Origin of the sequence: Gordonia sp. SCSIO 19800, assembly GCF_018132775.1 — a bacterium.
Taxonomy (GTDB): Bacteria; Actinomycetota; Actinomycetes; order Mycobacteriales; family Mycobacteriaceae; genus Gordonia; species Gordonia hongkongensis.
The window spans coordinates 224,481-245,720 of record NZ_JAGRQM010000002.1; the positions used below are offsets into that span (position 1 = coordinate 224,481).

The window sequence follows — 21,240 nt, forward strand, 5'->3', positions numbered from 1 at the left end:
CACTGACCTGCAGATCACCGGTTGGCGGCGCGGCGGTACAGGATGAGCGAGGCGGGTATGCACACCGCCAGTATGACCAGTGCCGATCCCACCGAGTATCCGACCGCGTGGTCGGCGACCCATCCGGTGGCCTCGGGGAAGGTCGGCGGTGCCTCGTTGCCGAAGAGCTGCCGGGACGCGGTCGCCACTGCCGTCACCGGATTCCACTCGGCGATCGCGCGCAGCGGACCCGGCAGGCTCTGGGCGGAGATGAACGCGCTCGACAGGAACGTGACCGGGAACATCCACAAGAACCCGATGCTCTGTGCGGCTTCGACATTCGGCGCGGCGAGACCGGTCACCGCACCCACCCACGCCATGGCGAGCGCGAACAGTCCGATGATGCCGAAGGCGAGGGCGGCGTCGCCGGCACTGCCCTGGACCCGCCAGCCGATGGCGAGCCCGCACGCGACCATCACCGCGAGGCCGACGACGCCCAGGAGCATGTCCGAGGTGACACGGCCGCTGATGACGCCCAACCGGGACATCGGTAGCGACCGCAGCCGGTCGACGATGCCGTCGGAGGTGTCGTTGGCCAGGCCGACCGTGGTGAAGGCCGCGTTGAAGACGACGGTCTGCGTGAAGATGCCGGCCATCAGGAATTCCCGGTAGGAACCCCCGCCGAAGGTCGCGCCGAAGACGTAGGCGAACAGGAACACGAACATCAGCGGCTGGATGGTGGCACTGATCAGCAGGGTGGGAATTCGCTTGACGGTGAGCAGGTTTCGCTCGACCAGCACTGCGGTGTCAGTGAGCATGGAGTCGATCCGTTCGGGTCGTCGGGGCGTGGGAGAGATCGGGATCGGCGTCGGCCACCGTCGGGATGACGGTGGTCTCGGCATCGGCCGTGGCCGATGTTTCGCCGTGGTCACTGCCGCCATCGTTGTCCGGCGTGTCCCGCTCCGTGAGGGCCAGGAACACATCGTCGAGGGTCGGCGTCGCGACGGTGGCGTCGACGACGACGATTCCGACGGCGTCGAGCGCCCGGACGGCGGCGACCGCGCTGCGGCTCCCGTCGCTGACCGGCAGGGACCACCGTGAGTTGTCGGTGTGTGCCGGGTCGGGGCGATCCGACTCGTCGAGTCGTTCGGGCATGCCGAGTCCGACCTCGGCGAGGGTCGTGGCGACCAGCTCGTCGTGAGCGGTCCCGTCCGAACGCACCTCGATGGTGAGGATCGACGCACCGGTGGAGGCCTTGAGGTCGGCGGCACTGCCCTGGGCTCGGATCGTCCCGTGGTCGATGACGGTGATCTCGTCGGCCAGGGCGTCGGCCTCTTCCAGGTACTGCGTCGTGAGCAGGACCGTCGCGCCGTTCGCGACCTGTTCGGTGATGACCTCCCACATCTGGCGTCGCCCACGGGGATCCAGCCCGGTCGTCGGTTCGTCGAGGATGACCAGGGACGGTCGGTTGATCAGGGCGCCGGCGAGATCGAGCCGCCGGCGCATGCCGCCGGAGTAGGTACGCATCGGGCGGTCCGCGGCGTCCTGCAGGGCGAGGTCGGCGATCAGTTCGCGCGCCCGTGCCGAGGCCTCGCCCCGGGAGAGGCCGTACAGCTGACCGACCATCCGCAGGTTCTCGAAACCGGTCAGGTTACCGTCGACGGCGGCGTACTGCCCGGACACGCCGATGATCTTGCGGGCTGCGCCGGGCTCGGCGAGCGCGTCGACACCGTCGACCACGACGCTGCCCTCGTCGGGCTTCATCAGCGTCGCCACCGCGCGGACGGTGGTGGTCTTGCCGGCTCCGTTGGGGCCGAGCAGCGCGTGCACGGTGCCGGCGGGCACGGTCAGGTCCAGGCCGTTGAGGGCATGGACGCGGCGACCCCGGCCGAACAGCCCGGTGCGGAACGTCTTTCGCAGGCCGCGCAGCTCGAGGGCGTTGCGGGCGGGGGAGACGCCATCGGTGGACGTCTCGCCGGGAGTCGTGACCGGACCGGACGGCGACGCCGTGGTCCCCGGAGTGGTTTCGGCCGACGTGGTGTCAGCCATACTGTGCCGCCCCATGTGTGACCTCCCTTTCACTGTTCTGCGAACGTTCCATCGCGCGGATCAGGCTGGCGGGCCGCATGTCTCGCCAGTTCTCCTCGACGTACTCGAGGCACTCGTCGTGAGCCGACGGACCGAACACGACGGTCCAACCGTCGGGGACGGGGGCGAAGTCCGGCCACAAGGAATGCTGGTTCTCGTGATTGACGAGGACGCGGAAGGTCCCCTCGGTGTCGTCGAACGGGTTCATCATGATTCCTCCTCCTGTGCTGCGATTCCCGGTGTGCCCGGGTCTGATTCGATCGGGCCTGATTCGATTGCGGTCAGCCACTCGGAGACGTTCTCCGGCAGCAACATGCGTGCGTGGGTGCTGGTCGCCTGGACCTCGACGACGCGACCGGTGACCTTGCTGCGCCAGTCGGCGACCGCCGGCGGGCCGTCGTGCGCGTCCACGGTCGCGGTGACGAAGGTGAGGTCGCCGTCGAAGACCCGGGGTCGCCAGTTCCGGGCGAGTGGGGACGCGTGGCGGAACACCTCGTGCACGGTCGTGAGCGTCTCCTCGGACAAGCCGCCGAGCGCGCCGCCCGCCGCGGAGATGACGCGGAACGCGTCCGCGACCGAGGGCTCGGTGCCCTCCTCGCCACCGTCGGGGACGTCGAGTCCGAACTCGCGCATGAGTTCTGCGATCGACGCCTCGGTGTCGAGGTCGGGCCGTTCGGCGACGACGTAACTGTCGAGCACGACGAGTTGCTCGACGGTTTCGCCGGCCTCCTGGAGTTGCACGGCCATCTCGTGGGCGATCAACCCGCCCAGCGACCACCCGAGCAGGTGGTACGGCCCCTCCGGTGACACCGTGCGCAGCTTTGCCACGTACACCTGGGCGAGGTCGGCGATCGTCTGCGGGCACGGATCACCGGCGAACGCCGGGTGCTGTAGGCCGTAGACCGCGCGGTCGGCAGGCAGGTGGGGCAGCAGGGAGGTGAAGCTCCAGGACAGTCCGATCGCCGGGTGGACCACGAAGAGCGGTGCGGGAGCATCGCTTCCGGCGTCGCTGCTGGTGCGGCGCAACGGCAGGAGGGTGTCGAGACCGGAGGCCGACGGTCCGGTGTCCCCGTCGGAGTGCGCCCCTCCGTCGAGCAGCTCGGCGAGTTCGGCGGGACTCGGGGCCCCGAACAGCGACTGCGCCGCCAGGTGCTGTCCGGTGAGCTCGCTCAGCTTGCCGGTCACGGCGGTGGCCATCAGGGAGTTGCCACCCAGGTCGAAGAATCCGTCGTCGGCACCGATGGCATCGAGGTCGACCTCGAGCACCTCCGCGAAGACGCGGGCGATGGTCGTCTCGGTCCCGGGGGCCGGCGCTCGGCCCGAGGCGGAGACGGCCGGGGTCGGCAGCGCCGCGCGGTCGAGTTTGCCGGTGGGGGTCAGCGGAATGTTCTCGAGCACGGAGACGGACACCGGCACCATGTGCCGCGGCAGCCGTCGTCCCACCCGGCGCCGCAGGTCGGCGGGATCGGGTTCGTGCCCGCGCGTCGCTGTCACGTAGCTGCGCAGGATCGCCTGGGCCCCGGTGCCGTTGACGAGTGTCACGGCGAAGTCGACGTCGGGTTCGGCGGCGAGCGCGTCGTCGATCTCACCCAGTTCGATGCGGAATCCGCGGACCTGCACCTGGGAATCGCTGCGGCCGACGTAGAGGAGCTGCCCGTCGCCGGTCCAGCGGACCAGGTCGCCGGTGCGGTACATCCGTTGGCCGGCGAACCGGGGCCCGGTGACCATCGGAGCCGGGACGAACCGGACCGCGGTGAGGCCGGGCCGACGGTGATAGCCGCGCGTGAGCTGCACGCCGGTCAGGTACAGGTCGCCGGTGACGCCGGGCGGCACCGGATGCAGCCGATCGTCGAGGACGAGCGCGCCGACGCCGTTGTTCGGCGTGCCGATCGTCAGCGGCGTGTTCGGGGTCAGCGACCGGCTGCCGGTCGTGATGATCGTCGTCTCGGTGGGTCCGTAGACGTTGATCATCGTGCGACCGGGCGACCAGCGCCGCACGAGGTCGGTTCCGTAGGCCTCGCCACCGACCGCGAGTGCGCGCAGTGACGGCACGGCGGCGGGGTCCATGCTGGCGACCGCGGCGGGGGTGATGAACGCATGCGTCGCCTGGCGCGCCCTGATCACGTCGCTGAGCGCAGTGCCGCCGTAGACGTGGGGTTCGACGATGGTCAGTGCCGACGAACCGGCCAGCGCGAGCAGCATCTCCAGCACGGAGGCGTCGAAACTCGGTGAGGCGAAGTGCAACACGCGGGACGTGGGTCCGGGGGTCATCCGTTCCGCGAGTTCGTCGTGCACCGCGCGCAACCCGCTGTGCGGGACCAGGACGCCCTTGGGCTTACCGGTCGATCCCGACGTGTAGATGATGTAGGCCAACTGATCCGGGCGGATCGTCGACGCCCGCTCGGCGTCGGTGATCGGCGCCGGCGAGGAGTGCTTCATGCGGGTCCGGGTCGACGCGGCGTCCAGGACGAGGGTCGGTACCTCGCTCCCGGCCGAGCTCTCCGCGATGCGTTCCCACGACGACGAGGTCGTCACGACCAGCTGCGCGCCGCTGTCGTCGAGCATGTGCGCGATGCGGTCGGCGGGATACTCGGGGTCGATGGGAACGTATGCGGCGCCGGCCTTCACGATCGCCCAGATCGCCACCAGGGAGTCGATGGAACGGCTGATCGCCATCGCGACCACCGGTTCGCGGGACGACCGGACGTCGGGACCCTCGGTCCCCGGCTCGTCGTCCGAGCGCGAGTAGGCCCCCACCCCGCGGCCCAGGAGGACCCGGGCCAGCCGGTTCGAGCGGGCGTCGAGTTCGGCGTAGGTGAGCGTCTCGGGGCCCTCGCCGTCCGCGGTGGGCTGCCCGATCGCGGCGAGCCCGTCGGGGTGCCGCCGCACCGCATCGGCGATCAGCACGTCCAGCGTCGTCGGTGCGTTGCCGCGCGGTCCGAGAGCGGGGGTGCGCTCGGCCACCTCGAGGGGGTCGGTGATGCGGATGTCGCCGATCGCGCGTCCGGGGTCGCCGAGCATGCCGCGCAACACGCGCATGAGCCGCGTTCCCAGCATCTGGGCGTCGTCGTGGCCGTATCGCGCCGCGTCGTAGGTGATCTGGACCGCGGCGTCGGTGTCGGAGTCGGTCGCGCCCAGGCCGGTGACGGTGAATTGCAGGTCGAACTTGGCGGCGAGGGACTCGAATTCGGCCACCTCGGCCATCAGGTCGTCGTCCATCGGAACGGCGGTCCCGGCGAGGGAATCCGCACCGCCCACCGGGGTCGGCGCGCCCCCGGCGAAGTCGTGCACCGACAACGCCACCTGGAAGAGCGGGTGTCGACCGTGCGCGCGTTCGGGATTGAGCGCGGTCACGATGTCGTCGAAGGGCACCCCGCGGTGATCGAGGGCGTCGATGTCGGTGTCGCGGGTCCGGCGGACCAGTGCGGCGACGGTCTCCGCGCTGCGCAGGTGACTGCGCAGCGGCACCATGTTGACGAACATGCCGACCACACCGCTGTAGTCGCGGTCGACGCCGGTCATACCGGTGCGGTTGTCGACCGGACTGCCGATGACCAGGTCATCGCCGACGCCCAGACGGTGCAGCAGGATCGCCAGTGCGGTGTGCAGGACGGAGAACGGCGTCGTCGACTGTTCGCGGGCGAAGGCGGTCAGTCCCGCCCGGGTGTATGCCGGGAGCGGCAGACTCACCGACCGGGCACCGGAACCGCGTCTGCCGCCGCCGACCGGTTCGACCGTGCTCTCGGCGGGCGCACCCGCGAGGTGTTCGGTCCAGAATCCCAGCTCGTCGGTCGCCGCGGGCGCCGTCGCACTCTCGACGGCGTGGTCGCGATAGTCGAGAGCGGCCGCATCCCAGGTCTCGGCGCGGCCGGCGCGTCGTTCTCGGTAGGCCTGCGCCAGGTCGCCGACGAGGGTCGGCAACGACGCGCCGTCGGCGGCGATGTGATGGACGACGAGCAAGAGGGTGTGCGTGGCGGTCTCGCCACGCACACCGGGGTCCGCGACGACCGTGGCACGCAGCGGCGCCTCGGTGGTCGGGTCGATGGGCGTCGATGCGAGGCGCGCGATCTCGCTCATCAGCGCGTCGGGGTCCGCGGGGACGACGGGGGTGAGCGGGCCGACGACGGCCGCGGGATCGTCGAGCACCCGGCCCGTCGGTGTCCCGTCGACCGCCTCGAAGACCGTCCGCAGGCTGGTGTGCCGGGCGACGACATCGGTGAGTGCGCCGCGGAGGGCCTCGAGATCGATGTCCCCGGTCAGTCGCAGGACGAAGGGCATCAGGTACTCGGTCGACCCGGGGTCGGCCGCCGCCAGCGACCACAGGCGGCGCTGGACCGGCGCGAGCGGGAATGTCTCCCGTCGGACCGGGCGACCCGACGACTCGTCGGACTCCGCGGTCGGTACCCAGTCGGCCGGCAGGCTGATCAGGTCCGCGAGGGCTTCGGCGGTCGGGTGGTCGAAGACGTCCCGGACGCGGAGGCGACCGTCGGCCGACACCCGGTTGATCCGACTGACCAGGGTGGTCGCCTGCAGCGAGGTGCCACCCAGCAGGAAGAAGTCGTCGGTGGCTCCGATCTCCTCGCGGGCGAGGCCGAGCACGTCGGCGACGATGCCGACCAGTGCGGTCTCGGCATCACCGCGCGGTGCGCGACCGACGGACGACATGCTGCTCGCCGACGGCTCCGGCAGTGCCCGATGGTCGAGCTTGCCGTTGCCGGTCAGCGGGATCTCGTCCAGCACGACGATCGCGGACGGGACCATGTGGCGCGGCAGGCGGCTGCGGACCGACTCCAACACCTTTGCGCTGTCCAATGTTTCCGGGGCGTCTGCAGTGCCGGCCGCCCCGCCCGACCGCGTCACGTAACCGACCAGGGTGGCCGATGCGCTCTCGCCGCGGACGACGGTGGTGGCGAAGTCGATTCCGTCCACGGCCGCCAGTGCCGCACTCACCTCGTCGAGTTCGATGCGGAAACCGCGGACCTTCACCTGGTTGTCACTGCGACCGTGGTAGGTCAGCGCGCCGTCGGCGTCGCGGTGCACGATGTCACCGGTGCGGTACATGACGGCGCCGTTTCCGTCGGGGGAGGCCACGAACCGGCCGGCGGTCAGACTGCGGCGCCCCAGGTAGCCCCGTGCCACTCCCGGCCCGCTGAGGTAGAGCTCGCCGGGGACGTGGTCGGGCAGTCGCCGCAACCGGTGGTCGAGGACGAGTGCGGTGCACTCGTGGACCGGCGTGCCGATGGTGATCGGCTCACCCGGGTGCAGCGGCGCCGACATCGTCGCGACGATGGTCGTCTCGGTCGGCCCGTAGGAGTTGATGTAGCGACGGCCGGTTCCCCAGCGCGCCACCAGTTCCGGGGTGCTGGCCTCGCCGCCCACACCGAGGGTCCGCAGGTGCGGGAGCGGATGGGGTGCCGCGGCGGCGAGCGCCGACGGCGTGATGAACGCGTGGGTCACCTTGCGCTCGTCGAGGAACTCGACGAGTTCGTCGCCACCGTAGATCGTCGTCGGTGCCACCACCATCGTCGCGCCGGACTCGACGGCGAGGAGGAACTCCAGCATCGATGCGTCGAACGAGGGGGAGGCGAACAGCAGGGTGCGATCGCCGGGGCCGACCTCGTACCGCTCCCGCTGGGTCTGGGCGAACGCGGCCAGGCCGCGATGGGACACGCTCACGCCCTTCGGTTTTCCGGTGGAGCCGGAGGTGTAGACGATGTAGGCGATCGAGTCCGGGTGCCGGGCCGGGGGCCGGAAGCCTGCGCGCTCGCCGGTACTCAGATCCTCCGGGGTCAGCCACCAGATGTCGTGCGGCACATCGCGACGGTGGTCGGAGCTGCTGATGCCCAGGATGGCGCCCGAATCGGCGATCATGTGGGCGATCCGCTCGGCCGGGTAACGCATGTCGACCGGCAGCGCGGCCGCGCCCGCCTTCGTCACGGCCCACGTGGCGACCACCGACTCCAGGCTGCGATCGACGGCGATCGCGACCACGTCCTCGGTGCCGACCCCGAGATCGCGCAGGGTGAGTGCCCAGCGCGTGGAGATCCGATCGATCTCGGCGTAGGTCAGCGTGCGGTCTCCGTCCTCGACCGCCACGCGATCGGAATGGTCGATGACGGTGTCGGCGAGAATGTCGGCGAGATGCCGCGGCTCGATCGAGCGGTGGTCGCGCACAGCTGGATCGGCGGAGTCCGCGAGATCGGCGGTCCCGGCGGTGTCCACGAGATCGGCCGTCACGGCCAGGTCGTCGAGAGGTGTCGACGGATCCGCGGCGACCGCGCGTGCGAGATCGACGAACATCCGGGCCAGTTCGCTGACGCGCTCGCGCGTGTGGACATCGGTCGCATAAGTGAACCGCGCGCGCCCATTGCGGATTCGCAGTTCGAGGTCGAACCGGGCGGCCGCGGTCTCGATCTCCTCGGCGACGACCTGCAGGCCGGGCAGATCAACCCTGGTGTGGTCCGGTTCGAGGGTGTCAGAGACCCCGGCGTCGAACGCCAGCGCGATCTGGAATATCGGATGCCGGTCCGTGCGAGGCGGATTGAGCATCGAGACGATCTGCTCGAACGGCATGTCGGCGCCCGCCAGCGCGTCCAGGTCGCGGCTGCGGACGGAGTCGAGCAGGGCCGCGAACCCCTGGCTCCCGTCGACCGGGGTCCGGAGGACGACCGAGTTCACGAACATGCCGACGATGTCGGCGAGCCGGGGATCGGCGCGTCCGGCGACGGGGGTGCCGATCACGATGTCCGACGCCGAACCGGCGACATGAACCTCCGGGTCGGCGTTCAGCCGATGCAGCAGCGCGGCGAACACCGCATGCACGCACATGAATTCGGTCGCCCGGCCGCCGCCCAGTGCGGACAGGCGGCTGCGCAGTTCGGCGTCGAAGTCGACCTCGACCACGCCCGCGGTGCGGGCGGACCCGCTCGGCGCGTCGGGCACGAGGATCGGACCGACATCGATCCCGTCCAGGTCCTGTCGCCACCGGTCGGCCAGATCGGTCCGGGTCTCGAGGTGATCGGCCTGCCAGCGCAGGTAGTCGCGATAGTCCAGGGCCGGCGGAGCGGCGGTGACCGCGGCTTCGGTACCGTTCTCGGCCGCCGTCCGCAGTTCGGCGTAGGCGGTGGTGATGTCGCGGTGCAGCGGCACCATCGACCAACCGTCGGCCGCGATGTGGTGGATGACGAGGGTCAGCTTGTGATGCGCGGTGTCACTGTCGATCCGGTGCAGCGCGACGCGCAGCGGTACGTCGACGGTCAGGTCGAACGGACGACGCGCCAGCGCCTGCGCCTGGGCCGGCCACTCCGCCGAAGTCGTCTCGACGACGGTGAGTTCGGTCTGCACCTCGTCGGTGGGACGTACGTCCAGGTCGGGGCGCCCGTCGTGCTCGGGATAGACGGTGCGCAGCATCTCGTGGCGGTCGACGGCGTATCGGAGCGCGCCGGAGAGGGCGTCCACGTCGAGATCGCCACGCAGATCCAGCGCGAAGGCGATGGCGTAATCGGCTGTCGACGAACCGTTGTCGGAGTCGGCTAGACCCGGATCGGCCTCGGCACCGCCCGCGAGCTGGTTGAGGAACCAGAGCTGCTGCTGCGCGGGTCCCGGTCGCGCCGGGCTGTCCGGATCGTGCCGGAGGTCGGCGAGCGTCCGCGCCTCGACGAGGGCGGTGTCACCCTCGTCGGCGCCGCCGAGCCGGGCGATGCCGGCGACGGTCGAGTGGTCGAAGACCTCGCGGACGGGGATTCGTCGCCCGGTGAGACTCTCGAGTGCGCCGACGATCTGGGTCGCCAGCAACGAGTTGCCGCCGAGATCGAAGAAGTCATGATCGCGGCCGATGGTGCCCGGCTCCAGCTCGAGACGCTCGGCGATCAGATCGGCGACTGCCTGCTCCAGGGGGTTGCGCGGCGCGACGAACGCCACGTCGCCGTCCACCGATCCCGGCTCCGGCGCGGGCAGTGCCCGGAGGTCGACCTTGCCGATCGGGGTCGTGGGGATCTCGTCGAGCTCGATGATCGTCGACGGGATCATGTGCCGCGGCAGGCGCTGTGCCAATCGGTCTCGCACCGCAGCGGCCTGCCCGTGGGCGCCCGCGGTCACGGTCACGTAGGACACGAGATGGGCGCGGTCGCCCTCGCCGTGCGTGGTGGTGACCGCCGCCCGCACCGACTCGTCGGCGACCAGGGCGGCGTCGATCTCACCGAGTTCGATGCGATGCCCGCGGATCTTGGTCTGATGGTCGGCCCGCCCGCGGAACTCGAGTTCGTGATCGGAGGTCCACCGGACGAGGTCGCCGGTTCGGTACATGCGCTCGCCGGGATCGCCATAGGGGTTGGCGATGAAGCGTTTGGATGTCAGCGGTCGGACGCCGTGGTACCCGCGGGCGAGATGCTCACCGGCGATGTACAACTCGCCGATCGCGCCGGGGGCGACCGGACGCAGGCGCTCGTCCAGGACCAGCGCGGAGATGCCGCGGATGGGCCGGCCGATGGTCAGCGTCGTGTAGTCGGGACTGATCGGCGGCGACACCGCGGCCACCACGGTGGTCTCGGTGGGACCGTACGCGTTGAACAGCTTCGGGCCGGTCGACCAGGTGCGGACCACCTCGGAGTTCGGGTGCTCGCCGCCGATGACGAGTGCCTCGAGATCGGGGACGTCGTCCGGGGACATGGTCGTCAGCACCGACGGGGTCAGGAACGCGTGCGTGATCCGCGCATCGCGCATCAGCTCGGCGAGTTCGGTGCCGCCGACGATCCCCGGCGGCACGATGTGCATGGTCGACCCGGCGGAGATCGCCATCAGGATCTCGAGTACCGACGCATCGAAACTCGGCGACGCCATGTGCATCGTCCGACTGGTGGGCGTGATCCCGTACTGCGTGACCTGTTGCGCGCCGAAGTCGGCGAGTCCGCGGTGGCTGACGACGACGCCCTTGGGCGTGCCGGTGGTCCCCGATGTGTAGATCAGGTAGGCGGGCTGGTCGACGTCGAGGACGCCTCGTCGCTCCGAGTCCGCGATGGGCTCCGTTGATTCGGCTTCGACCCATTCGCGGATCGCGGGGTCGTCGAGGACGACTGTGCTCAGAGCGGGCCCGGCGCCGGGATCGGACGACCGATCGGTGACGAGCAGTCGTGCGCCCGAGTCGGTCAGCATGTGTTCGATGCGGCCGGACGGATACGCGGGATCGACCGGGAGCCAGGCGGCTCCGGTGCGGGCGATCGCCCACATCGCGACAATCCACTCGACACTGCGCGGAAGTGCCACGGCCACATGGTTTTCAGGCCCGGCGCCACCGTCGATGAGCGCCCGCGCCAGCTGGTTCGACGCCGCGTCGAGTTCGCGGTAGGTCAGCGACCGGGTGCCGTCGGTGACCGCGACGCGGTGTGGCGAGGACTCCGCGGCCGCCGACAGCAGCCGGGTGAGGTGTTCGACCGGACGGCGGCCTTCGCCGACTGCCGGGACGAGATCGAGACGCTCGTGCAGGTCGAGCACCGGCAGGTCGCCGATCGGGGCGCTCGGGTCCGCGGTCGCCGCCTCCAGCATGCGGACCAGGCGCGAACCGAGTCCGGCCACCGTGTCCCGGTCGAAGAGAGCGGTGGCGTAACCGATCTCGAGGGTGAGGCCGGCGGGCTCGCCGGTCGCCCCGCGCACCTCGGTGAACGTGAACTGCAGATCGAAGGTGGTGCGACCGGTGTCCACGCGGGATGCGGTCGCCGAGAGCCCGGCGAAGTCGAGCCGGATGGCGGAACGGTCCTCCAGGGCCATCGACACCTGGAAGTACGGGTGGACATTGCCCGAACGGGCCGGGTTCAGTTCGGTCACCAGCCGGTCGAACGGCATGTAGGCGTTGTCGAACGCGTTCAGATCGGTTTCCCGGACACTTGCCACCAGGTCGGCGAACGGCAGGTCCTTGTCGACGACGGTGCGCAACGCCAGCGTGTTGACGAACATGCCCACGAGATCGTCGAGGTCGGCGTCGCCGCGTCCGGACACCGGTGTGCCGATGATGACGTCCGAGGACTGCGCGAGGGAACGGAGCAGGACCGCCACCGAGGCGTGGAGCACCATGAAGACCGTGGCGTCGGCCTCGGTAGCGATGGTCCGGATCGCGCCGTAGGTGTCGGGGCCGATGGTAGAGGTCACCGACGATCCGGACCGGCCGGTCACCTCTGAATCCCGGCTTCGGGGACGGTCCAGGGGCAGCTCGGTCTCGCTCGGCGCCCCGTCGAGGGTGTCCCGCCAGAACTCGAGTTCGGCTGCGGCATGCGGACTCTCGTCGAGCCATGCGTGACGTGCGGCGCTGGTCTGCGAGTAGGAGACCGGCAGCTGCGTCCATTCGGGCTCGATGCCGTCGCGGCGGGCGCGGTAGGCCGTGGCCAGGTCGCCGGCGAGGGGGGCCAGCGACCAGCCGTCGGCCGCGATGTGATGGATGACCATCGTGAGTCGATGATCGTCGTCGGCGGTTCGGACGAGGCGCGCACGGACGGGGATCTCGGCGGCCAGATCGAAGGGGAGCGAGGCGAAGTCGCGGTCCGCGCACTGGGCGACGTCACCGGTCGCGAGGACCGGCAGGTCGACGTCGACCGCGTCCGGGTCGATCGCGGAGATGCACGCCACACCGTCGATCTCGGTGACGACGCTGCGCAGCGGCTCGTGTCGCCGGACGACGTCGACCAGGGCCGTCCGGAGTGCGTCGGTGTCGAGTGCGCCGACGAAGCGGACGGTGAACGGCATGTTGTAGGTCGCCGAGGACGCGGAGTCCAGCCGTGTCGCGAGCCACAGCCGATGCTGGGCCGGGGACAGCGGCACGGCTCCGGAGACGGTCCGCCCGGCGGTGTCGTCGGAGGGGACCGAGGCGGAGCCGACGGCCGGCTCATCGGTGTCGACGCCCAGGTCGGACAGGGCCGCGACGAGGCCGGCGAGGTCGTCGGCGTCGAACACCGTACGGATCCCGATCCGATGGCCGGTGGCGCGGGACAGCCGCGAGGCCATCCGTGTCGCTGAAAGTGACGTCCCGCCGATCTCGAAGAAGTTGTCGCTTAGAGAAATCGACGCCGGAGCCGTGGCGTGGGCCTCGTTCGCCACCTCGTCGGACGTGTCGTCGTGCAGGTCGAGCACATCGGCGACGGTCGCCACGACGAAGCGTTCGAGCGCGGTGCGGGCCCGGACGAACTCGCGGTGGGTCCGCAGGTCGGGCCGAGGCAGCGCACGGCGGTCGAGCTTGCCGTTGGCGGTGGTGGGCAGCGAGTCGAGGACCATGATCGCGGTGGGGATCATGTGATCCGGTAGCGCGGTTCGGAGTTCGGCTCGCAGGTCCTTGTCGGTGAGTCCGGTGCCGGTGACGTAACCGACGATCGTGGGCTCACCGGCGACCAGATCATCCCGGATGACCACGCCCGCGGCGGTCACGCCGTCCAGCCGGCTGAGGGTCGACTCGATCTCGCCGAGTTCGACCCGCTGGCCGCGGATCTTGACCTGTGAGTCGGTGCGACCGAGGTATTCCAGCTCGCCGGCGGCGTTCAGACGGACGAGATCGCCGGTGCGGTAGAGCCGTTCGCCCGGCGCCGCGGGCGAGGCGACGAACCGCGATGCCGTCAGGTCCGCGCGGCTGCGATAGCCCCGGGCCAGCTGGACGCCGCCGAGATAGAGTTCGCCGATCGCGCCGGGCGGTTGCGGCCGCAGGCGGTGGTCGAGCACGTGGACACCGGTGTTCCACACCGGGGAGCCGATCGGGATCACCGGGACGTCGGCGCGACAGTGGTCGTGGTGGGTGACGTCGATCGCGGCCTCGGTGGGGCCGTAGAGGTTGTGGATCGGAGCGGACGTCAGCGACGCGGCGGCACCGACCGTCGCGGGAGTCAGAGCCTCACCGCTGGTGAAGATGCGGCGTAGGCTCGTCAGCTCCGATGCATCGTCGGCGTCGAGTGCCGCGGTGAAGGCGGCGAGCATCGAGGGCACGAAATGCAGTGTCGTGACGCGGTGTTCGGCGATCACGTCACGCAGATACCAGGGGTCGCGATGACCGTCGGCAGTCGGTACGACCAGTGCCGCGCCGGTGGTGAACGGCCAGAAGAACTCCCAGACCGACACGTCGAAGGTGGACGGGGTCTTCTGCAGCACCCGGTCGTCCGGTGCGAGCTCGTAGCGGGCCTGCATCCACGCGAGGCGGTTGACGATGGCGCGGTGGGTGATGACCACGCCCTTCGGCTTGCCGGTGGAACCGGAGGTGAACAGCACATAGGCGGCCGTGTCGGGGCTCGGGGGCGTCGGTGCGGCTACGTCGGAATCGTCGTCGGCGCGCAGTTCGGCGAGCACCGACTCGGTGATGACGAGGTCGGGGGCGGCCACCTCGAGGATGTGACCGAGCCGGTCGGCCGGTTCGGCCGGATCGATCGGCAGGAACGCGGCACCGGCCCGGACGACGCCGTGCAACGACACGACCTGGTCGGTGCTGCGGGGCAGCTGAACGCCGACGACGCTCTCGGGGCCGATCCCGCGACGCGCGAGCGCGGATGCGATCTGTGTTGCGGCGCAGTCGAACTCGCGGTGGGTGAGCGAGTGTCCGTCCTGTGCGTCGGTGATCGCGGTCTCGTCGGGGTGGGCCCGGGCCGCGTCGTCGAGCAGGTCGACGAGGGTGGTGTCGCCGTGCTCGACCTGCTCCCCGGTCATGCGCTCGGGGAGTTCGGCTCGTTCGGCATAGGTGAGAACGTGCAGGTCCGACACCTTGGTCTCGACCGGCGCGCCGACGAAGGCGGTGACGAAGTCGACCAGGCGCCGGTGGTGGGTGGTGATCTCCTCGGCCGGGTAGATGTTGGGGTTCGCCTCGAGGTCGAGGGTCATCCCGCCGTCGAGGCTGTCGTAGACGTTCACCGACAGGTCCTCGATGGGGCCCGTGGACAGGACGTGCAATTCCCCCTTGAGCGGACCGAAGTCGATGTGCTGGAAGAAGAGCATGACGTTGACGAGCGGTCCGAAGAATCCTCGTCGCGCACCGGCCGCACCGAGGATCTGAGAGGTGATGTCCTCATGCCGGAACTTCTGATGCCGGACGGCGACCTTGATCTCTGAATTGGCCGACTTCAACAGATCGGCCAGGGTGGCGGTGTCGTCGTCGAGCGCGATGCGCAGCGGGACGACGTTCGAGGTCAGGCCCGCCGAGGTACGGAGGACATCGCGATCGCGGGCGGCGACCGGCAGGCTCAGCATCGCCTCGTCGCGATCGGTGTAGCGCGCGACGTAGGCGGCGACGGCGGCGGTGATGACCGAGGCGGGCCGGACCCGCTGGGTGCGGCCGAGATCGCGGATGCGCGCGACGAGCGTGTCGTCCAGCACTGCCGACCGTACGTCCGACAACGGCGCCGCCGAGGCCGAAAGGCTGGTGAGAGTGGTCATCTCGGGCATGTCGGCCAGATGCGACGCCCAGTGTTCGCGATCCTCGACGAACTTCGCGGAGGCGCGGTACTCACGGTCGAACTCCGCGATGTCGACCATCGACGCGGTGTCCGCGATCGGGGGCGGGGTCCCGTTCACGATCGCGGTGTAGTGCGAGGCGACCCGCAACATCATGTACATGGCCGCGTAGCCGTCGAAGCCGATGTGGTGACCGTGGCAGTACCAGATCGAGTGCCCGGGACCGATCTTGAGCAGGTGGGTCTCGAGGATGCGGTCTTCGAACACGTCCGAACTCGCGCTTCGCCGGCGGTCGATCCAGGCCAGCGCTGCCGCGCGCGGGTCGTCGGCGTCGGAGAAGTCCTGTCGCCCGAGTACCACTCCCTGCGACCGGTCGAGCACCATCATCGGTTCGCCGTCGTCGGTCGGGATCAACCGCAGCAGTGGGGCTTCGGTCTCCCGCTCGGTCAGGGTGACCGCACGTTGCATGATGTCCGGATCGACGTCGACGAGGGGGTCGTCACCGTGCTCGGCCTGCGGACCCGATGTGTCGCCGCGGAACTCGACGTACGCGTCGATGGTCATCGGCACGTCCGGCTCGAGTTGCTGAGCGTAGAAGATGCCGCGTTGTGCGGCGGTCATCGGGATCGTCAGGCCGGCGTCGATGTCGGTAGCAACGGTGTTCCGGACCGCGTCGTCTGTGGTCACGCGTGCCTCCCCTGTGAATGCGCCCGCACGGCAGCGTCGAACCCGGATCGAGCGTGGGGATTCGAACTCGGGTCCACGAACTCGGGGCGGGTGGCCCGGAGTCGAGGACTCGCCGTCAGGCCCGCGGTTGTCGGACTGAACTGCGGAGCCGGGGAGCATGGTGATCGTTCGGCTCACGATCGGCAGCCGAGAGTTACCCCCGGCGCTGACACGCCCCCGGTGTTTCGCTCCCTTCCGGCTCGCACTGATTGCTCGCCGGACGGGCTTGTGTCTGGTCGATCTCGTCTCATGGGTGCTTCGCGTGGCGGTGCACCCCAGATGGGTCAGTGCGCGAAAAACTTTCCCGGCCCGGCGTCCTCCGAAACCCCGCGCGGTCGCCGGGGCCATCGATTTGGCCCGGACCTGGGCATTCCCCTACACTTGTGGGGTTGCCTGCGGCACCGCTGTGTCGCGAGTCGGCTCACGAACCCACTGGGGCGGACCGCTCAGGTGTCACAACCTGGTCAAAACCCCAGGCAGGCGTGTGTTCGATGGCAACGGACCGTGTGCGTCGGGTCGGAAATCCGCCGTACATAAGAAGCCAGGTCAAGGAGACTAACGAGTGATTCAGCAGGAATCCCGCCTGCGAGTCGCCGACAACACCGGTGCCAAGGAGATCTTGTGCATCCGCGTGCTCGGCGGTTCCTCGCGGCGCTACGCCGGCATTGGCGACGTCATCGTCGCCACTGTCAAGGACGCCATCCCGGGCGGCAACGTCAAGAAGGGTGAGGTCGTCAAGGCCGTCATCGTGCGCACCACCAAGGAGCGCCGTCGTGCGGACGGAAGCTACATCCGCTTCGACGAGAACGCCGCCGTCATCCTCAAGGGTGAGAGCGACCCCCGCGGCACCCGCATCTTCGGCCCGGTCGGCCGCGAGCTGCGTGAGAAGAAGTTCATGAAGATCGTGTCGCTGGCACCGGAGGTGATCTGACATGAAGGTCCACAAGGGTGACACCGTGATCGTCATCTCGGGCAAGGACAAGGGTGCCAAGGGCAAGGTCATCCAGGCCTTCCCGAAGACCCAGCGTGTCCTCGTCGAGGGCGTCAACCGAATCAAGAAGCACACCGCCGCGTCGGCCAACGAGCGCGGTGCCTCCTCCGGCGGCATCGTGACCCAGGAAGCCTCGATCCACGTCTCGAACGTGATGGTCGTGGACTCCGACGGCAACCCGACTCGCGTCGGCTACCGCGTCGACGAGGAAACGGGCAAGAAGGTCCGGATCTCGCGCAAGAGCGGGAAGGACATCTGACATGACCTCTACTGAACCCAAGATCCAGCCGCGCCTGAAGACTCGCTACCGCGAGGAGATCAAGGACACGCTGAACAAAGAGTTCGAATACCCCAACGTGATGCTGATCCCGGGCGTCGTGAAGGTTGTCGTGAACATGGGCGTCGGCGACGCCGCCCGTGACGCGAAGCTGATCAACGGCGCTGTCGAGGATCTGGCCAAGATCACCGGCCAGAAGCCGGAGATCCGTCGCGCTCGCAAGTCCATCGCACAGTTCAAGCTGCGCGAGGGCATGCCGATCGGTGCGCGCGTCACCCTCCGTGGCGACCGCATGTGGGAGTTCCTGGACCGTCTCGTGTCCATCGCCCTCCCGCGTATCCGCGACTTCCGCGGCCTGTCGGACCGTCAGTTCGACGGCAACGGCAACTACACGTTCGGCCTGAACGAGCAGTCGATGTTCCACGAGATCAACATCGACAACATCGACCGGCCCCGCGGTATGGACATCACCGTCGTGACGTCGGCCACCACGGACGACGAAGGCCGGGCGCTGCTGCGTGCCCTGGGCTTCCCGTTCAAGGACAACAACGTTAAGGACAACTGACATGGCAAAGAAGGCTCTGGTCAACAAGGCCAACAAGAAGCCCAAGTTCGCCGTGCGGGCCTACACCCGGTGCAACAAGTGCGGCCGCCCGCACTCGGTGTTCCGCAAGTTCGGCCTGTGCCGTATCTGCCTGCGCGACATGGCGCACGCCGGCGAGCTGCCGGGCGTGCAGAAGTCCAGCTGGTGATTTTCACCCGACGGATTTCGTAGCAGGAATGCGCTCATGGAGCGCATTCGTGCTACCGATTCCCCAGCGGCCCCATCTCGCTTCGGCGAGGTGGGGCCGTTGTCGTGTCACTGCTGAGCGAGCCACTCCTCGATGAGGTCGGGGACGCTCTCGATCGACGCGGTGAGCGAACGCTGATAGATGCGGTTGACGATGGGATCGGCCATCTTGCCGAACACCCCGCCGAAACCGGTCGAGGACGTGATCCGACACGTCACCCGGACGCCGTCGGAGGTCTCCTCCAAAGAGATGTGCGTGGTGAACGGGAACGGCGCTTCGACGGTCTGGAACTCCGTCTCCTTACAGGTGTCGACGCGGGTGAACTCTCCCCGCCAGTCCACCGTCCGACCGAGGACGGCCGTCTTACCCTTCCACTGTGAGCCGACGGCGAGTGGCCCATCGGACAGCGGAGTGACCTCGACGGTTCCCGGTAGGTAGGCGGTGGTGTGTTCGGGAGCGGACATGTACTCCCAGACGATGTCGAGTGGTTGCTGGACTGTGACGGATGCGCTGGATTCGGGCATGACGGAACCCTTTGTGTGCGAACGATTGTGGGTCGGCAGGCCGGAGCCACGCCGCACACCGTCTCGGGGCGGGTGGTGCACGGTCCGAACGAGATGCATCCGCCGGTCAGAGTACTCCCCGTCGGCCGCGAAGGCTACGTCCGAATTGTCCCCGATTCGTATGTCTAACAAAGACTTTCATGACCGTCGTCCTCATGGATTTCTCCGTCGGAGATCGATCGCTCGTGGCTGATGCCGACATCGCACTCCTCGGACCGCGTCGTCGTCAGCGGGTGGCGGCCCATTCGTCGACCAGGCGCGGCAGCTTCTTCGCGTTCGCGGCGAGCGACCGCTGATACGCGCGGATCGCCAGCGCGTCGGTAAGCTTCCCGACCGCCCCGCCGACGCCGGCGTTGCGGATGCGGTAGGTGAGTTCGACGCCGCGACCAACCTCCGCGAACGTGGCCGAGATGGCGAACTCGAGCGGTGACTCCGTGGAGGAGAACTCGGTGGCGGTGTGCGCATCCACCCGCGTGAACTCGCCGGTCCAGTCGACGGCGCGGCCGAGCCCCTTCATCTGGCCGCGCCAGACGGTCCCGACCGAGACCGGCCCGTCGGTGACGGTCTCGACGCCGATCACGCCGGGCGTCAGCGCCGCGACGTGCTCCGGGATGAGGCAGTACTCCCACACCGTGGTGAGGGGTTGTCGGACGAGGACGGTCGCACTTGCTTCGGGCATGACGTCGACGTTACCCGCCCGCCGGACTGCATGGCGAAAAGCGAACTATGGCAGCGTTTCTCGTTACGAGATCCCGTTGGGGCTCAGCGCCCACGGATGCCACCCAATTGCGACGTCGACTTGCCGGTGTGCCAGAAGTCGAGCTGGTGACTTCGCACTGGCCTGACAGTCGCGCTGTAAGGCCCCACCCCCCACCAGGGAGGTGGGGCCTTACGCAGTTCACCCGCACCACAGGTCGGGCGTGAACACTATGAAGTTCTCAAAGGGCATGCGCGCTCCGACGGATCGGTGCGAAAAGGTGCTACGCGGGGCGTCGTCTCTCGACGGATTCGCCTTCAGAAGTATCAGGCGCTCGGGCTCTCCGGCCGTTCGCCGATACGAGTCGGTCATCGACCACCGAGGTGGATCAGGCTGCGGCCCGGTCATCGAGAGTCATGGTGCGGCGGTTGTATGCCGGCAATGGCGTTCGGATCGGATCGATCGATGCGGGTGGGACCAGCCACGGGTGGCGGTCGCGCCCCATGATGATCTCCCACTGGCCGGCATGGATGTGGGCGTGGCAGGACGGGCAGAGCAAGCACCCGTTGTCGATGTCGGTGGAACCGCCGTTGCTCCAGAACTGGATGTGGTGGACGTGGGTGCGGCCCGCAGGCGCACCGCATTTGATGCAGCACCGGTCGCGGATGATGATCGCTCTACGCAGATGCGTCGGGAACAGTCGTCTGGAAGTGCCCATCTCCAGGGGGACGGTGTCGCCGTCGATGACCACGTCGGTGACAGAGGAGTCGCACGCAAGCAAGGACGCGGTGGTGGGGCTGATCGAACCCAGCCACAACAGGCTGGCCTTGTCGGGAGCAGCCGCCGGCAGGAGCACGCTGACGTGGGTCTTTGGTGGGGTTGCAAGGGTGATGTCGGCCACCGCCGCGGCATCGAGGATGAGTTCCAGAGCATCCGCGTTGCGGGCCCCGGTGGTCCGTGAGTCGTCGGTGCCGTCGGGCTCAGGCCTCGGAGTGTTCAGAGATTCGATTGCCGCGGTCAGCTTTTCGCCGATGACTGTGTCGAGATCGCCGCGTACGCGGACCCGGCCTTCCCCGGTCGGGGAGACGGTGAACTCGTTGATGGTGCGGTCCTCGCCAGCATGCAGGCCGCCGGACTCGACCGCATACTCGTTGCCCAGTTCGCGCGCCTTCTGGGCGATTTCGGCAGGGGTGGCGCCGGACATCGCCTGCGCGATAAGGGTCTGCTCGACCTCTGCTCGTTCCTCGGCGCAGACACCCTCGGGTGCTCGACGCGCGACATGAACTATGCCGTTCACGACGGCATCGGCGTGTTCCCCGGGGATCGCGCCGTCGGCAGTGTAACCGGGCAACCGAGAGAGCCATGCGTGTGCGTTGCCGATCCGCAACCAGCGGTGCGCGATTGCGGGTGCTGCGCCCATTGTGATCAGCAGGGCGGACGTCTTGCCGGTCGACTGTCGGGCCACACCGAGACGGTCGAGGGTGGCAGCTCCGACGGCGGCGTGATGGTCCAGGATGGAGCGCAGTTCGATCAGCAGAGACATCGCGGTGCTCGCTTGACGGCCGGTCGGCTCCGCGCCGCCAGGGGGCAGATCCCACAGCGCCTCGCGAATCGCAGTCAACACGGCGAGATAACCCTCACCGCCGGAGTGTTCGACACTGTCGGTCTCTGGGCGCAGCATGGTGGCGAGTGTTGTTGGCATGACGGACCTTCCACATCAC

The 21,240-nt window shown here is 68.9% G+C and carries 11 protein-coding genes; 4 read left to right on the top strand and 7 right to left on the bottom strand.

What is annotated here, in order from left to right:
- Positions 1-14: 14 nt before the first annotated feature.
- From KB201_RS03335 to KB201_RS03350, 4 genes are read right to left on the bottom strand one after another with little or no spacing between them, the layout of a single operon-like run.
- On the bottom strand, positions 15-797 hold the full coding sequence (locus KB201_RS03335; RefSeq protein WP_058252001.1) for an ABC transporter permease: 783 nt from the start codon (positions 795-797) through the stop codon (positions 15-17).
- A complete protein-coding gene (locus KB201_RS03340; protein WP_211538347.1) occupies positions 787-2,043 on the bottom strand; it encodes an ATP-binding cassette domain-containing protein in 1,257 nt (418 codons plus the stop codon). Before KB201_RS03340 ends, KB201_RS03335 begins: the two co-directional genes overlap by 11 nt.
- Positions 2,021-2,278, bottom strand: coding sequence for an MbtH family protein (locus KB201_RS03345; protein WP_249145024.1), 258 nt, complete (start codon positions 2,276-2,278; stop codon positions 2,021-2,023). The genes KB201_RS03340 and KB201_RS03345 overlap by 23 nt, the downstream gene beginning before the upstream one ends.
- A complete protein-coding gene (locus tag KB201_RS03350) occupies positions 2,275-16,161 on the bottom strand; it encodes a non-ribosomal peptide synthetase (protein WP_211538348.1) in 13,887 nt (4,628 codons plus the stop codon). The genes KB201_RS03345 and KB201_RS03350 overlap by 4 nt, the downstream gene beginning before the upstream one ends.
- Positions 16,162-16,762: 601 nt before the next feature.
- On the opposite strand from KB201_RS03350, the gene rplN reads away from it, so the two are divergent.
- The 4 genes from rplN to KB201_RS03370 are packed head-to-tail and all read left to right on the top strand — an operon-like array spanning position 16,763 to position 18,220.
- The gene (rplN, locus tag KB201_RS03355; protein ID WP_004019493.1) at positions 16,763-17,131 is read left to right on the top strand and encodes a 50S ribosomal protein L14; all 369 of its coding nucleotides are present in this window, start codon (positions 16,763-16,765) and stop codon (positions 17,129-17,131) included.
- 1 nt (position 17,132) lies between these two features.
- Complete coding sequence (gene rplX / locus KB201_RS03360) at positions 17,133-17,450, top strand: 50S ribosomal protein L24 (protein ID WP_005197643.1); 318 nt, start codon at positions 17,133-17,135, stop codon at positions 17,448-17,450.
- Between the two features lies 1 nt (position 17,451).
- Entirely contained in the window at positions 17,452-18,033 is a 582-nt protein-coding gene (gene rplE / locus KB201_RS03365; RefSeq protein WP_055475154.1) for a 50S ribosomal protein L5, read from the top strand.
- A 1-nt stretch (position 18,034) separates the two neighbouring features.
- Positions 18,035-18,220, top strand: a complete 186-nt coding sequence (locus tag KB201_RS03370; protein WP_004019490.1) for a type Z 30S ribosomal protein S14 — start codon at positions 18,035-18,037, stop codon at positions 18,218-18,220.
- A gap of 107 nt (positions 18,221-18,327) precedes the next feature.
- Here the strand turns inward: KB201_RS03370 and KB201_RS03375 are convergent, their stop codons facing one another.
- The 3 genes from KB201_RS03375 to KB201_RS03385 form a co-directional block, all read right to left on the bottom strand.
- Positions 18,328-18,783 (bottom strand): SRPBCC family protein, encoded by a 456-nt coding sequence (locus tag KB201_RS03375; protein ID WP_211538349.1) that lies wholly within the window; start codon positions 18,781-18,783, stop codon positions 18,328-18,330.
- 265 nt (positions 18,784-19,048) lie between these two features.
- Positions 19,049-19,501: an SRPBCC family protein gene (locus tag KB201_RS03380; RefSeq protein WP_211538350.1), complete on the bottom strand. Its 453-nt coding sequence runs from the start codon at positions 19,499-19,501 to the stop codon at positions 19,049-19,051.
- A 406-nt stretch (positions 19,502-19,907) separates the two neighbouring features.
- Positions 19,908-21,221, bottom strand: coding sequence for an HNH endonuclease signature motif containing protein (locus KB201_RS03385; RefSeq protein WP_249145026.1), 1,314 nt, complete (start codon positions 21,219-21,221; stop codon positions 19,908-19,910).
- Between the last annotated feature and the right edge of the window lie 19 nt (positions 21,222-21,240).